This is a genomic window from Deltaproteobacteria bacterium (assembly GCA_018668695.1).
In the GTDB taxonomy this organism is placed as follows: Bacteria; Myxococcota; XYA12-FULL-58-9; order XYA12-FULL-58-9; family JABJBS01; genus JABJBS01.
In genome coordinates this window covers 1-13,852 of the sequence record JABJBS010000378.1, presented here as the reverse complement: position 1 = coordinate 13,852, position 13,852 = coordinate 1, and the positions used below count along the sequence as shown (strand labels likewise).

11 protein-coding genes are annotated in these 13,852 nt (G+C 48.9%); 8 read left to right on the top strand and 3 right to left on the bottom strand.

Annotated features, from left to right (window positions below; translation table 11 throughout):
- The first annotated feature begins 433 nt into the window (after nt 1-433).
- From HOK28_22085 to HOK28_22065, 5 genes are all read left to right on the top strand, one after another.
- Nucleotides 434-1,603, top strand: coding sequence for a hypothetical protein (locus HOK28_22085; protein MBT6435797.1), 1,170 nt, complete (start codon nt 434-436; stop codon nt 1,601-1,603).
- Between the two features lie 141 nt (nt 1,604-1,744).
- A complete protein-coding gene (locus HOK28_22080) occupies nt 1,745-3,400 on the top strand; it encodes a hypothetical protein (protein ID MBT6435796.1) in 1,656 nt (551 codons plus the stop codon).
- A gap of 153 nt (nt 3,401-3,553) precedes the next feature.
- Nucleotides 3,554-3,907 carry a hypothetical protein gene (locus HOK28_22075; GenBank protein ID MBT6435795.1) on the top strand — a complete coding sequence of 118 codons (354 nt, stop codon included), beginning with the start codon at nt 3,554-3,556 and terminating at the stop codon, nt 3,905-3,907.
- Complete coding sequence (locus tag HOK28_22070; protein ID MBT6435794.1) at nt 3,904-4,569, top strand: hypothetical protein; 666 nt, start codon at nt 3,904-3,906, stop codon at nt 4,567-4,569. The genes HOK28_22075 and HOK28_22070 overlap by 4 nt, the downstream gene beginning before the upstream one ends.
- On the top strand, nt 4,566-5,591 hold the full coding sequence (locus tag HOK28_22065) for a hypothetical protein (protein ID MBT6435793.1): 1,026 nt from the start codon (nt 4,566-4,568) through the stop codon (nt 5,589-5,591). The genes HOK28_22070 and HOK28_22065 overlap by 4 nt, the downstream gene beginning before the upstream one ends.
- Nucleotides 5,592-5,655: 64 nt before the next feature.
- Here HOK28_22065 and HOK28_22060 read toward each other — a convergent pair whose 3' ends face one another.
- Nucleotides 5,656-6,441 (bottom strand): hypothetical protein, encoded by a 786-nt coding sequence (locus HOK28_22060; GenBank protein ID MBT6435792.1) that lies wholly within the window; start codon nt 6,439-6,441, stop codon nt 5,656-5,658.
- A gap of 350 nt (nt 6,442-6,791) precedes the next feature.
- Between HOK28_22060 and HOK28_22055 the strand changes: the two genes are divergently transcribed.
- Nucleotides 6,792-7,688, top strand: a complete 897-nt coding sequence (locus HOK28_22055) for a hypothetical protein (protein ID MBT6435791.1) — start codon at nt 6,792-6,794, stop codon at nt 7,686-7,688.
- A gap of 9 nt (nt 7,689-7,697) precedes the next feature.
- Here HOK28_22055 and HOK28_22050 read toward each other — a convergent pair whose 3' ends face one another.
- Both HOK28_22050 and HOK28_22045 read right to left on the bottom strand, forming a co-directional pair.
- Nucleotides 7,698-10,709 (bottom strand): non-ribosomal peptide synthetase, encoded by a 3,012-nt coding sequence (locus HOK28_22050; protein MBT6435790.1) that lies wholly within the window; start codon nt 10,707-10,709, stop codon nt 7,698-7,700.
- Nucleotides 10,706-11,446: a 1-acyl-sn-glycerol-3-phosphate acyltransferase gene (locus HOK28_22045; GenBank protein ID MBT6435789.1), complete on the bottom strand. Its 741-nt coding sequence runs from the start codon at nt 11,444-11,446 to the stop codon at nt 10,706-10,708. Before HOK28_22045 ends, HOK28_22050 begins: the two co-directional genes overlap by 4 nt.
- 278 nt (nt 11,447-11,724) lie before the next feature.
- Here HOK28_22045 and HOK28_22040 point away from each other — a divergent pair, with 278 nt between their 5' ends.
- A complete protein-coding gene (locus tag HOK28_22040; protein ID MBT6435788.1) occupies nt 11,725-12,957 on the top strand; it encodes a histidinol-phosphate aminotransferase family protein in 1,233 nt (410 codons plus the stop codon).
- 67 nt (nt 12,958-13,024) lie between these two features.
- Nucleotides 13,025-13,666 carry a hypothetical protein gene (locus HOK28_22035; GenBank protein ID MBT6435787.1) on the top strand — a complete coding sequence of 214 codons (642 nt, stop codon included), beginning with the start codon at nt 13,025-13,027 and terminating at the stop codon, nt 13,664-13,666.
- The last annotated feature ends 186 nt before the right edge of the window (nt 13,667-13,852 follow it).

Here is a 13,852-nt window from a genome sequence, read left to right as displayed (position 1 = left end):
GGCGATTGAAGGTCAGGCCGCGCAGGTGGTTGGATTACTTGATGGAGAAAAGAAGTTAGGCAAGCTGGAGCAAAAGGCTCTCAACTGGGCCAGATTGACGCTTCTTCATAACGCTGAGTAAGCGATTCTCAAAAAGTAAGAAGCTTAGCTTGGCAACGCCGGAACCGTAAATCTTAACTCAGATATCCCCAGGGCTAGGTGTTCCGCTTACAGGATTTGCGGCGTTGTATAGCTATTTTCTCAACACAAAGGCCTTAAAATGAAGATTGTGTGGAGTTGACGAGATTCTCGGCCTGTTTTGGAAATTTAGCTTTCTTTTGTGATGACCTTTGGCTTGTACAATTCATTTGCCCGTGTTTGGTAGCTCTCATATCCATTCCCCAACTTCTTTTGCCCTAAAGCTCGAAGTTTGGTTAAACCAGGAGCCCCCAAAGTGTTTGAATCTACCAACTATCTATATCGAATTGCAGCCCAGACCTTATTTGCTTGCGTGCTTCTAGGCATGACCGCCTGCAGTGATGCAACCGTGTCCGATGAACCCGAACAAGTAACCCAAATAGAAGAGCAAGAGCCTTTGGCTTACACGCCCGAAGCCATGGGTGCCTGGAGCGTAGGTGTTACTGAGATTACGGGTGTGGGTCCGGATGGTGAGGATTCAGACTTACTGGTTTGGTATCCCTCGCAGGCTGATGACGGAGCTGACTACAGTTATTTAGGTGCATTCGCCAGTGGGGCCAAAGAGCTATCAACACCTGATTGTGCCGTTATGAGAAAAATGGTGGTTTATAGCCACGGCAACGGTGGCATAAATATGCAGGCTCCGTTTCTTACAGAGTACCTAGCAAGCCATGGTTATGTTGTGGTGGGCGTAAGTCATCTTGAGAATAATGTCCTGAATATGGTCGATGATGCCTTGGGCCGCGTGATTTTTAGGCGCCCAGTAGAAGTTTCTATGGCTTTCGATTCTGCGGTCGCTCAGCTGGGTGCAGTAGACGGCCTTCTGGCCGGTTGTGTTGATGAGGCAGATGGCTTCGGGGTGGTCGGTCATTCGTTTGGCGGCTATACGGCGCTTGTCGTCGCAGGCACATCCATCGACCCAGTGGTCACGCAAGAAATGTGTGACCTGGGGTACTCGTGGCTTTGTGACGGTGTGTCTCAGTGGGGAGCCGATAATCCCGGGAGTGTATTTACTTGGAACGACGAACGCGTCTGGGCAACGGCGCCCATGGCTCCATGTGGGTTTGAAGCGCTGGCCGGCGGCTTACAAGATATCACGGTACCAACATTGATTCTCGGTGGCGGCATGGACAGCACATGCAATATTGAATACCAAATTGATGCGATTTACTCCCGGCTCAAAACTCCAATCCGATACATGGGTGTGCTGCCGGAAGCCGGACACCAGGCATTTTCAAGTGTTTGTGAATTCGGGTTGGACTACGAAGACTGCGGGGCCCCTTTTGGTGACCGCGCCATGCTTCACAACAGAGTACGGGCTACGGTCTTATCCTTCTTTGGAAGCGCATCCGGTGATAAGCGATACAACCCTTGGCTTGTGGGTGTGGCCGGTGAGATGGAATGGACGCAGCCAGTAGAGGATTAGTCAAAAGGCCTGACTTGGGATGAGATCTTGAGAGCTTTTCGGGGAAATTGAGAGTCCATTTGGTAGCGTCCAAATGGGTTAAGTACGATACTCTAATTTCTAATCTTGCTTTTAAGATGAGTCTACATGTTGAGGCTTCGTATGAACCGGAATTGTTTTGGTACTCTATTATTGCCATTGATAGCCTTAGGACTTGTGGCCTGTAAGGAGCCTGTTTCTTCAGGGCCAGATGTTTTGCCCGAGCCTGAAGGTTACTGCGGAGTAGGGACTCTCTATGATTTCGAGACCAGCTTGTGTGTGCCGAACCTCTCAGGCGATTCAGAAATAGACTCCAACGGGCAGGTGATACCTGCTCAAGCCTTTGAAGAGGCAAAAATACAAGAAGGTAAGGATTCAATATTAGCCAGCTCCGGTACCACAATCACGAATGATATTTGCTCGCCTAATCTTAGTGCGACCGTGGAAGTTGGGCCCGGTAATACCATTGAATCGTTCGAATCTCTCTACACGCTCTCTATCAATGAATCCGACCGTCATTTCGCAACTCAGATGAAAAAGAAGGTTCCTATCGGAGCATCAGACCAGGTTGCCACGTCGGTGGAAGAAGTGAGCTTGAACCGCAATGCAGCATCGGAGTCTACTTCTTGGGGAAGCGTAGACGGAGCAGGTATTCATTTTGGATTCGAATGGCAATCCGACGATAACACAACTGCAAAGTTTCGGCCCCAAGGCATTGCTCAGTTTAGTACCGCATCGCATGATTGGTTATTGGTCAGTTGGTATTCGCGATGGCGAAATGAACGCGATTCAAACACTGATTTCGGCGTGCTGGCGGCCGGTAATGGCCCTCGGGTTTCACTGGTTCGGGTGACCGACACCACCGATGTTCGTTATCGGCATGTTATGTTGACTGATGAATACGGATCTCCTTGCGCGCTTGGAGGAGATGATTGCTTGGAGTCATTTCTAGGTGAAGTGCATGTGGGCGGAATTGCTTATCATCCGAATAATCAAGAATTCCATATTCCCGATTCGCACAACCCAGTGGAGCAGATTGACTCTGATGGTGTTTCAAAATGGTACTGGCCTATTCATGTATTTCCGCTGAGCGAAGTTTACGAGGTCAGCGACCCCTCTAAATATTTTGGATATGGCTATGTGTGGCGCCGGTCTCATAAATATTACGTCCCATTTAAGCCCTCATTTCTCTCATGGGATCCAGGCAGAGAAAGGTTATTGGGCGGCAGTTTCTTTCACTGTAAAAATAAAAATAGCTTGAATGCTTATTACCACAGCGATGCCGACCACTGTAAGAATCTACCAGAAATGCCCGAAGCTCCGAGTGGTATAGCTGCCAATGAGGGAGGGGAAATTATTCGAGATTACACGGACACTGCATTAACCTGGTACGTTCCGCCTTCTGAAGACGACAAAGAACACTTTGCCGATGGTGCGAAAAGGGTGCGAGATTACCGTACTTGCGGCCCGTTTTTTTCTGAGATGCAAGGGGTGGCTTCAAATGGAACCCATTTGTGGATTTCGACTTCCTATGCGGTCACACCAACAGGATCCCATATTCATTATGTTGAGTTCAATGACTCTGATTACGCCGATTGCGGCGAAAATGCTTATAATCCGTCGTGGAACGATGGCGATATAAAATGGGAACGCTGGAGCGGTACCGAGGATATGACCATCTCCGGTACTCAGGCAGGCAGCGATATATGGACGCTTACAGAGTTCAGTGGTTCTCGGCGCGTGGTTGTTCAAAAGGCGAGTGAGTTACCAGGGGAATGAGGGCCGTGTTTATTTGGGCTACCCGTTGGTTTTAGGAGCGAACCGCCTTTTAGGCTCAAAAAATCAGGAATACGTCGGTGTTTTCCTTGTCCATTCCAATAAAATCGTGATTTCTAGCCTGCTCTATACGACGCTTCATGGTGGGAGAATCCAATGCGTTCTGTTTTACTTGCGTGCGCTGTATTTGTTTTGGGGGTCACCTTGCCTGGTTGTCTCAAAACAACAGCTTATAAGCCTGTTCCTGCGCCGGCCGGGCCGTCGTGGGGGATTGAGCGTGACCGGCTTTCTCAGTCTACGATGACGAGTACCTCTTATCAGCAGGAAAGTGCTTACGATAACAAGGTCTACAATGTGTATGTTACGAAGATGAGCCAAACTTTGGGTGAGTCTTATGGCGCCCAAGGTACCTACGAGGCCATTGAGAAGATTTGTCCAGATCCAGGGAAGGGTAAATGCAAGGGTCTTAAATTACCTTATCGGCCCTTGAATGAGTTACCACGAAAATGAAAAACATTACCCTCATCGTTGTCTCGTTGTTCCTCGTCTTCAACTCTGGTTGTGCCAACATAGCATCTTGGAGACCGCACGGTCATACAGATTACCGCGCAGCCGACTTAACCACCTGGGATAAGAATAAAGCGTCTATGGCCAAGAGTGGTTCTTCTCGAGTCCTCGTGGTGGGACAAGTGAATGACCAGAGTATTCCGCCGTTGGGTGCACTCTATCAAGACGAAGGCTTTGCTGAGTCTCCCTTGGTCGAAGTGTATCACCTTGCAAAACCAGGCCAGCTAATTGCCGATGCATTGCCTAAGCAATTTAAGGCAGCTGGTCTCAGAGCGTATCGAGATGCCAGCGACCTTGGCGACGCCGTCAACGGCGAGGGAGTCTTTCCTAAGGGGCTTCTTGTTCTTCGACTTGATTTAATGTCTCTAACCTACGCCAGACACGTTGAAGGTTTTGACGCATTACTTGGAGACTATGAGGCTCATATTTATAGCGCGGACACGAACCAGAAGCTTTATTCTCTAAAGTCTAGTTTCAAAATAAAACTAGATTGGAATATCGAGGCGATGGTTTTGCCATTGGATGGATTCGAGGTCATGGCGAAAGCCCTGGTTGATGAATTGGTTCGGGACGAAGGCTTTTTAAATCAAATGAGAGGTTCGTGATGTTGAGATTTTTCTTTCTCACTTTGTTGACCATGATTTTTGTAGGTTGCGCCCATCCAAGAATGCAGTTGGTCGTGCCGGGTGATAAATATTATTTTCAACCCATCGTCCAAAATACGCAGGTTCAAGTTAAGCTCGGTGAAGTTGTAGACAAGCGCCCAAGTGAAGAGGTGAGTGGCCAAGACCTTAAAAAGCCTGCCGGAGGAAGTTTTCTTCTTCTCGGGTGGCGAGAATTTAGGCGGGGAACTAAGTATTACCCGGGGCGGTCAATAGGCCCCTCCTTAACGGAAGCTTTTAGAAGTCGTTTCAAAGATTCTCTTTCCCAATCTGGGTTACACAATCCTCAAGGTACGATGTCTTACAGGGTCGATGCTGAAATTCTGCATTACACAGGTATCAACTACGAGACTCATCAAGGCGTCGCAGTATTGCCCCTCTTTGGAACAAGTCGTGTACAGTTTTCGAAGGATTATGGCCTATGTGTGGTCCTGCTTAAAATTTACAACTCTAAAGGTGACTTAGTGGGAGAAACGCCAGTAAGTTATCGCCGCAGTGAAACAAATTTACGAGCAATGGATGTACCAAACTGGGATAGCCGTGAGAGCTCTTTGCAGTCTCTGATGGGCGTTACGATTGAAAAATCGATAAGGGCCATAGGCGGCCTACTTTTGGCAGATTTGTCCAAGCAGTCACCAAAATTGGTAAACAACTTTACCGGTCCGGTTCAAAATTTAGAGAAAGATAGGTTTTTCCTGGTTCATAGGGTTCTCAAAGACCGAAGCCGCACTGAGTTTGCGCGTATTCACAGCGAAACAGGGAAAGTTATCTCGCGGTATGAGGCTTACTATGTAGATGCAGGGGGGCTTCCGGGCCATTGGTATCTGAGTGCCCACACGGAACGTGGGTTCAGGCTACCGCGGACGGGCTATCGTGATATCGCAGCCAAGGTCGCACAGAGTTTTAATATCTCTCGCGTCGACGACATCATGCTTTATAGGTTTTATGGGATTCAAACGAATTAAGATACTCAGAGGTCAGTGTTTGAAGAGGCAGCCTCTGGTTACAAAGATTATGCGGAAATGGTCTTTAGGCTTTACCTAGAAGTGTCTCGGGGTTTTCTAGAAACTCTTTTAAGGTCCCAGAAGCCCGCAGGACATCCATTCCGTCGGCTAAGTAATGATCCACTGAAATCATCATCTGCAACATTGTTCTGACTGCGATTTCACCTTGGTAAACCACTGGCTTGTCGATGATATTAATCGGGAAAAAAGTGGTTTTGTATGCCGGCGCCGATACGCCAACCGCCGCTCCATTTCTTTGGAGGACGGAAGAGATAGCATAGGTGTTTCCTACCTTGCCGTTATAACCAGGCTGAGTGCGCATCATAAAGTGAATGATGGGGATGACCCAGCGAGGAATACGGTCAAGTTTGCTGAGCTGCTGAAACGCCTTGATCTCTTCAATGGGCTTCGTTTTGTAGTCTTTGATTCGATTGTGGATATCCTCAACCGATTGATTGGGGGCATCGTAAATGTTGAGGGGGAGGAGAGTGTGTTTACCCTCGGGGGTTTCTCTTTCCACCAGTAAACCGCAATTAATCTGTTCATAAACAACAACCCGTTTACCGAAAAGAGTGTGGTAGAGCCGGTTGTTAAAATGGGGGTGAATGGCGATTGCATCGGCGGTTGCTTTGGTTAGGTATGCCATAAATCCAATGGGGCGTCCTTGAGCCCGGCGCTCTTCAATCGCTTGCATGGTATCTGTGATATCGAACTCACAGTGAATGCTCACCGGACAGTTGAATTTCTTCATCCGGTTTAGCAGGTGGTAGATATACTCTCGGTTCTTATCGAGCCGTTTTAAGCTAAACATCGATGTCTCCGAATCAGCGGTTTAGTTTCAAAAAGATTGCCACGCTACGGTATATGAGCGCAAGTTTAGCGGTGCAGTGTAACTTGTCTCGTTTTGCGAATGCTGAGTGTGTTAGAAATAGAGTTTCGGCAAGATGATTCACGGCTTCGGGTAGCTCCGTCGTGGATGCGTAGAGCACTGGCGGAAATACCGATAAAATCGTTGGAGTGGAAGCAATGGAATAGCTCTCGGGGTCACCGGCGCTTGCCTACCACCTTGTAATTGTTGTGTTTTGTCCCTTCTTTGAGGTTTTTTCGATTCGGTGGGAATTGCCCTCGTTTTTGCTGCTATGATCGACCAAAGGATAGGCGATGACGTACAACAATTCAGAAAAAGTGTTCAGCAAGCTCGACGGGCGAAACGTGAATTACCGGTTCGATTTGGACAAGGATATTCCGTGGGAACAAAATAGCGTAGCGGGTGAGCACTTTGGTCCGAATTTCTGTGAAAAATTAGGCGTGAACTACCAAGGCCTGAAGAAGCATCCCGAGGCATTCGAACTCTTTCAATGGGCGGTGGGCATCGAGGTTTCCGAAGCCTTTTATATTCTCGAAAGTTATTTACTGGATTTCGTTGATGACGAGCATTCCTCTCTTGGACCGAATCGCAGTGCATTGCTTCTCTACCAAGAGGAAGTGAAACACATGGAACTCTTTCGCCGGTATGCAGATTTTCTTCGTGCCAGCAAGCCGGATTGGGTCGCCAAATTCGATGAGTTATTTACGGGGTACAAGCCTCACCCCTACACGAAAGACAACTATCCAAGCGCATCGGTCCAACACTATTTCTTTTGGATCAAGACACTTCTTTTTGAAGAATACACGGTTTACCTTTACCAAGAGCTGAAAGAGGAAGAGGGGATTTTACAACCGGTATGGCTGGCCGCACACGGTGCGCACGCCCGAGAAGAAAAACAACATATCATTACCGACGCAGCTCATTTGGACGCATTGGATATATCAAGCGTTGAAAAGCGAGCCTGCTCTCATGCCTTCTGGAGTAACTTCGAAGAGACCTTTAACGAGTTTCTTGGGATTGCGACGGCGAAAGCGATGGTCAGAAAGTATTTTCCAGTGGCCGCGCATTGTGTGCCCGACGTGAAGATGCTTGAACAACCCATTTTCCAAGATATCATTCACGACCGCTCCTATAAGCAAACGCTTCGTCATGCTCCTTATGTGGCCCCACGCCGAAAGCCTGCGGCATAGAGTTTGAGTTTACGCAATATTCTTTAGAAGCTCAGGGTACTCGGTGTAAATATAGCCTGCCATGGCCTCCACTGTATTCGACTCGGTAAGCATCTCGTGGCTGATGTAATCGCCCAATTTGTCTTCGAGGGTCGCGTGAATTTCCGCTGCCTGTAAAGACGTTCCACCAAGGCTTGCAAACTCCTCGGTTAATGTCACACGGTCGGCAGACACTTTAAGAATCGAAACCCATGTTTGTTGAACGAGGTTTTGAAGCTTGATGAGCTTATCTGAGTTCTCACTTACAGCCTGTTCGGTTTGGGGTGCATCGGAGCAGGAGGCATCCATTGTGTTGAGCGATGGAAGGTCGAGTTCAACTGGCCCCGTGTCTACTTGGTCATCAAATTCCCCTTGATTAAATCGCTCTTGAAGAACGTGGCGTTGTATTTTCCCGCTTGAGGTTTTCGGTATCTGATTGGCGCGGACCGGTATGATGCAATCCAATTGGATGGCGAAAGTTTTTGCGACATGTGCGCGGGTTAGGTCAAACTTTTCCGACTGGGTGGTTTCCGTTTTTTTAAACACACCTGCAAGACAGATTAAATCGCTGCCGTCGCGTGAGTGGGTGGTTGCGAAGACTGCGACACGTCCGGAGTCGAACCACTCCAGTTCATTTAAAGAAGATTCAATATCGTGGGCGTAGAAGTTTTGACCTCGGACGAAAATGATATCTTTGTGGCGTCCGGTGATAACAAGGCGCCCGTCGAGAATATATCCGAGGTCACCGGTCCTTAGCCACTCGCCGCAGAAGGTCTCCGCGTTGAGCTCGGGAGACTTATAATAGCCTTGTGTAACATTAGCACCCTGAATTTGTATATGCCCCACAAACCCGGGTGAGGTAACTTGGTCATCATTGTCTACAATGCGAATGGAGACCCCCGGTAGAGCGGTACCCACTTCAACCAGTGGTAAAGAATTCGTTGCTGGCTCCACACTGGTAATAACCGCCATTTTTCGGTTCAGCGTATTTCGGTTGACGTGATGGACGAGGGGAAGAGTGTGAGCGGGGCGGGCGCTGATGCAAAGACTGCCTTCGGCCAATCCATAGCCGGGGCTCATCGCTGTTTTAGAGAACTTTGCGGGTTCGAGCAAAGTGGTGAATTGTTGCAATATATCCCATGAGATAGGCTCAGAACCATTGAGTAGGCAATGGATGGGTGCGAGATCGAGTTCACGCACATCGTCTTGGGTGACTTTCGCAAGAACCCTGCTCAGTCCGAAATTGGGAGACGCTGTGCAGGTGCCTTGGTGACGGTCCAACGCTTGAAGCCAGGTCAGCGGACGTTTCATAAAGAGGCGCGGCTGCATCAAGACCTGTTTGGCCTGCAATACGATTGGCAGGAGGTGGTATCCGATAATGCCCATATCGTGAAAGAGAGGAAGCCAACTCACAAAGCAATTGCTGGGGTTCCCATCCTGGTGCTCGATGATTGAAACAATATTATGGAGTAAGTTTTGGTGACTTAGGCATACCCCTTTGGGCGTACCGGTGCTTCCCGAGCTAAATTGGATGAATGCCGTATCCTCGGGACCCGATGGAGAAAGCTTCACATCGTTTTGGGCGCGGTGGGCGTTCATTGCCTCAGTCGTTTGCATCCGAATGACCGTACCACTGCCTGCATCGAGGTTTTTTTCAATTGCAGATTTGGTTCTGGAGTCGGTTATCACAAGCGGCTTCTCAAGGAATTCGTAAATACGGAATGTCTTTTCCAGTTCTTTGCCACCTCGCCCAATCGTCATCAGGCTGGCAAGAGGTACTGGAATCATTCCACCTAATAGCGCCCCCCAAAAGCAGGCCACAAAATCCTCGGGCCGGTTGATCTGGATGATCACGGCTTGATTTTTCTCAGCGCCTTGGCTGCGTAGGTAATCGAGTGCGTGCTTGGAGCGCTGGAATAGGCCAGCATAACTTTCTTGAAGTTCCGAGCCGTCGTCACGTAGATAGACGAGCCCGGCATCATGCTCTGCGGTGATGGTTTGGATAAATCGGTCAACCAAAGTCTCTTGCAACGAGGGTGGATTTTTATAAGGCGCGCCATGGATTTGTGAGCTGTTAAGAACTGTATCAAGGGCCGGGTCAGATGCTGTGGCTAAACCCTGAGCGAGTAGATCGAGACCTTGGGCGATGGTTCGTGTGGTTTCGAAGGCTGGATGGTGTGAGACCATTTCGTAAGCAGCTTTGGAGGCATAGCGAAGGTTTTCCCTTAGCTCAGGGTACTGCTCGGCGACCAAGGCAGCACTTGCTTGAACGGGAATCAAAGAAGGTGCGGTTTGTTGAGACTGTGTCCAGAAGAGTTGTGCTTGCTCGCTTCGCTCTTCTGCGCTGAAGTCGATGCATTGAATGTGTGCGATCAGGGTTAGCAGTTCTTGGGCAACCTCACGAGCATGAGCTTGGTGTAGGTGATGCCAAACAGGTGCTGCTTTTTCTTCCAGGTTTGCAACTTGCTCTGCCCAGTGGAGTCCTGATTCCATCACCAGGATTATCTGCAGGAGTGTTTGTAAGTGTTTTTCTTTTTCAGAGGACGCAGAAAATTGGAGAAATTTAGGAGGGCTGTGCAGCGCATAATGTTTGTCGAATGCTGTGACCTGGGATGGATTGATACTGCGCAAATATTTTTCGTAGAGGGAGAGTAGGTTTTGGTGCTTCCGCTTCTCTTGGTAGAGCAAAAGCATACTGCGCATTGGCCCCAATTCTGATGCTTGGTCGTCGATGAAGGCAAGGCACTCGTTGTAGATACTTTGATACACCAAGCACCATTCGAGGGCACAGCTCCATTGAAAAAGTTGTTCAGCTTTTGGGTTAGTTTGGAGAGCGTCGTATTGGATGCCTGTGTTTTTAAGCAGTGAGGCGGGGAGGTGCTGACCTGATTCATTGAGCCTTTCCCACGGGACGTCTTGGAGCAGTTCGAAACGATAACGGGTGTCGCGGGTATCGAGCTGCGCGCATGCGGCTTTGAGAGAGGTATAAACATCCGGGCTCATAGGTTAGCGCCAGATTTCATGAGCCGGTCCAATGTTTTTCGAAGGTGATCAAGATGAGTGCCATAGGTTTCAAGCTTCCAACTGCGTGTGTCGATGGGTTCTCCAACAACAATACTGACGGGACCCGGTAAGGGAAAGAGTGCACCCTTGGGCCATAGCTTTTCACCGCCCAGGGACACCATGGGAACGATGGGTTTTTGAGTTTCAATCGCAAGCTTGATGATACCCGGCGTTAGCGGACGCACGCGCCCTTCAGGGCCTCGAGTGCCTTCCGGGTGAATGAAGAGGTTATGTGTAGGCGGTAAGGACTGGATGTGTGCTAAAATCCTTTCTAGAGCTTTTTCGCCAGCATCGCGCTCTACAAAAACATTTTCGAGTAGCCGAAAACATTGGGAAAAAATCGGACGGCGACTCAGCTCCTCTTTCCCAAGGTAGCAAGTTTCCGCGCCGATCACTGCGGGATACGTGAACGTGTCCATTAAAGAGTGGTGTGTGGCGGCTGCGATAAAACCATTTGAAGGTAAATGCTGAAGACCATGGGATGTAAGCTTGGCGCCTAGGCAAGCGACGGTGGCGCGGGCCCAGAGCGGGTGAAGTTTACGGGCTAATCTCTTAAAACCCAGACCCGCTACGGGAATGAACCAGAAACTAAAGATAAGACTCACCAGCATTACGAGGGTGCCGCCCACCCAAACTCTTAGAGTTACAAGTGGGTTGTCTGTTTGTTTCGGGCTCATCGGTTCCTGGTTCCTCTCTCGCGAAAGCCTTGGTTTGAGCTTACTAAAGTCCGAATGCTGAACGAAATGGATTCTTTTTCGGGGCGGGCACCAACCGGTCTAAATAGGGTGCGGAATTCACAAAATGGCGCTCCAACCACTTTTCTGGTGGGCAATGGATAATCGGCGAAAAATCAGCCATTATTTAGCGGAGATGTATTCATAAGTATGCGAATTGAATGATTTTTTTTGTGGACGCGTTGGCATGGATAGTGCTGTACTAAAGGTAGGAGTAACCGATGACCAGCACCGTACGTAACCCAGCTGACCTGAATAAAGAAGATGTGGATTCAGAGCGCGCCGGAGTGAAGCGAGTGGGTGTGCCTAACCCGACCCAAGCACCTAAAGAGTTAGAAACCTGTCCCCACGGTGGACGTGTTTACGATACCGTCGGGCAAGATTTTACGAAGCTTGAAGCGCTCGACGAGGTTTTGGCGGCTGATGTTTTGGATGCTTGGTATCCTCCAGCACCAGCGGTCTTGAAGAAACTGAGTGACAATTTAGCTTGGTGCGCGCGTACCTCACCGCCGGTTCATGCAGAAGGTCTTCGAGATGCCATTGCGGCCAGTCGCAATATTCAAGCATCACAAATCGTCTTGGGCTGTGGCTCTTCAGATCTTATCTTCCGGGTGGTCCCGAAATTTCTTGCAGGCGAGGGACCGATTGTGATTCCACAGCCAAGTTATGCAGAATATCGCCACGTCTTAACGAACCTCCATGGCCGCGAAGTTCTTCCATTCTATACGGATGAATCTGATTTTATTCTCGATGTGGATGCTCTGGCCAAATTTGCGAAAGCATCCAAAGCAAGTGCGATTTGTTTGGTTAATCCATGCAACCCAACGGGTTTTGCATTGCCCAAAGATAAAATGATTCGCTTGCTTGATAGCATAGGGCAGATGAGCATCGTGGTTGATGAGACTTATATCGATTACATTGGCAAAGGAAACAGCATCGAGAGCTGTGTTGAACAGTATCCGAACCTAATGGTTCTTAAGTCGGTCTCTAAGTTTTATGCACTCAGCGGAATGCGTATAGGTTATGCCGTAGCGGCAGTGTCCGTTGCCAAGCAGTTTCAAATCGAGACGCCGCCGTATATTGTGTCTACGCCGGGCCAAATGGCAGCCATTGCGGCTTTTGAAGCAGAGGACTACTATCTGGATCGGGTTGAAGAGACCCATCGTCTGCGCGAGGGTTTCTCAGGGAAGCTTCGGTCCTTACCTGGCTTGCGTGTGATGCCTTCGAATATCAATTGTCTGCTCTTAGACCTCAAGAAAACGGGGTGGACTGCAGCCGAATTTTTGGATGAGATGGTAAACCGCAAACTTTTGTGCCGAGATATAGGGCATCAAGGGTTAAGTGATCCCACGCGGTATGTACGAGTCGCAGTCTTGTCGCAAGACGCTAACGATAAGATGGTCGCGATGATTTCTGCTGTGATCTTAAGCAAGCATGATGTTGGCGCAGTTTGAGATTTCAAGAATGTTTGATTTCTGCGGCTATGAGAACCCCATTTAAATTCACTTATCTTGAGAGTTCATGAAATACTACCTGCCGGAAATATTGATTTTGGTTTTGCTGGGTCTTGGGCAGTGGTGGGTTCTGGCGGGCTGGTGTTTGTTGTCTATGTTGCTATGCGGTCTAAGCTATCTTTGGATCGGACCCAAAACTTTCGGGAAAGATTCAACGGGTAATATACCTCTTCTCAATAGATTCATACATACACCTTGGATTTGGGAGTATCGAATCATCGTTGCGCTTGACCGCTGGTCGGGGCGCGAGGGAGTCAATGAGATAAGTCCTGGCTTGTGGCTGGGGCGTAGATTATTGGCTCGGGAAGTTCCCCCGGGCATCGAGCTGGTCGTCGATCTGACGGCGGAGTCGGCTATGATTAGACACTTACCAGGTGAACCCGATTATATGTGTTTACCAACACTTGATGGTCAAGCACCCGATGAGCAAGCATTTAGAGAACTGGTAGAGGCTGTCTCTTTGCACCGAGGCCCTGTGCTGATTCACTGTGCCCGTGGGCATGGCCGGTCTGCTACAGTGATGGCTGCGGTGTTGATGAGACGAGGCATCGCAGAGGATATTGAGGCAGCATCGCTGTTGATGAAGAGTAAGCGTAAGCGAGTTTATCTGCATCGCGGTCAAAGAAGATTGCTCAACTCATTAGGTTAAGAAAGGAAGCGCCTGGAGGCTTGTGAACATCATCCGGGTGTATTCGTGGAAATGAAAATAACGGTTTATCAATGCACTTCCCCCTATGTTTTAGCGCGAACGGAAGAAATTCTAAATGTTGCTCGTGAGGCCTTTAGCGACGTGCCCGATGAAGCGATTGTGGGCCGCTTGAAGAAGTATCCTGAG

What these genes read in the sequence shown, in the direction of transcription:
- HOK28_22080 (MBT6435796.1), top strand. Translation starts at nt 1,745, where the DNA reads ATGAACCGGAATTGTTTTGGTACTCTATTATTGCCATTGATAGCCTTA.
- HOK28_22075 (MBT6435795.1), top strand. Translation starts at nt 3,554, where the DNA reads ATGCGTTCTGTTTTACTTGCGTGCGCTGTATTTGTTTTGGGGGTCACC.
- HOK28_22070 (MBT6435794.1), top strand. Translation starts at nt 3,904, where the DNA reads ATGAAAAACATTACCCTCATCGTTGTCTCGTTGTTCCTCGTCTTCAAC.
- HOK28_22060 (MBT6435792.1), bottom strand. Translation starts at nt 6,441, where the DNA reads ATGTTTAGCTTAAAACGGCTCGATAAGAACCGAGAGTATATCTACCAC.
- HOK28_22055 (MBT6435791.1), top strand. Translation starts at nt 6,792, where the DNA reads ATGACGTACAACAATTCAGAAAAAGTGTTCAGCAAGCTCGACGGGCGA.
- HOK28_22050 (MBT6435790.1), bottom strand. Translation starts at nt 10,709, where the DNA reads ATGAGCCCGGATGTTTATACCTCTCTCAAAGCCGCATGCGCGCAGCTC.
- HOK28_22045 (MBT6435789.1), bottom strand. Translation starts at nt 11,446, where the DNA reads ATGAGCCCGAAACAAACAGACAACCCACTTGTAACTCTAAGAGTTTGG.
- HOK28_22040 (MBT6435788.1), top strand. Translation starts at nt 11,725, where the DNA reads ATGACCAGCACCGTACGTAACCCAGCTGACCTGAATAAAGAAGATGTG.
- HOK28_22035 (MBT6435787.1), top strand. Translation starts at nt 13,025, where the DNA reads ATGAAATACTACCTGCCGGAAATATTGATTTTGGTTTTGCTGGGTCTT.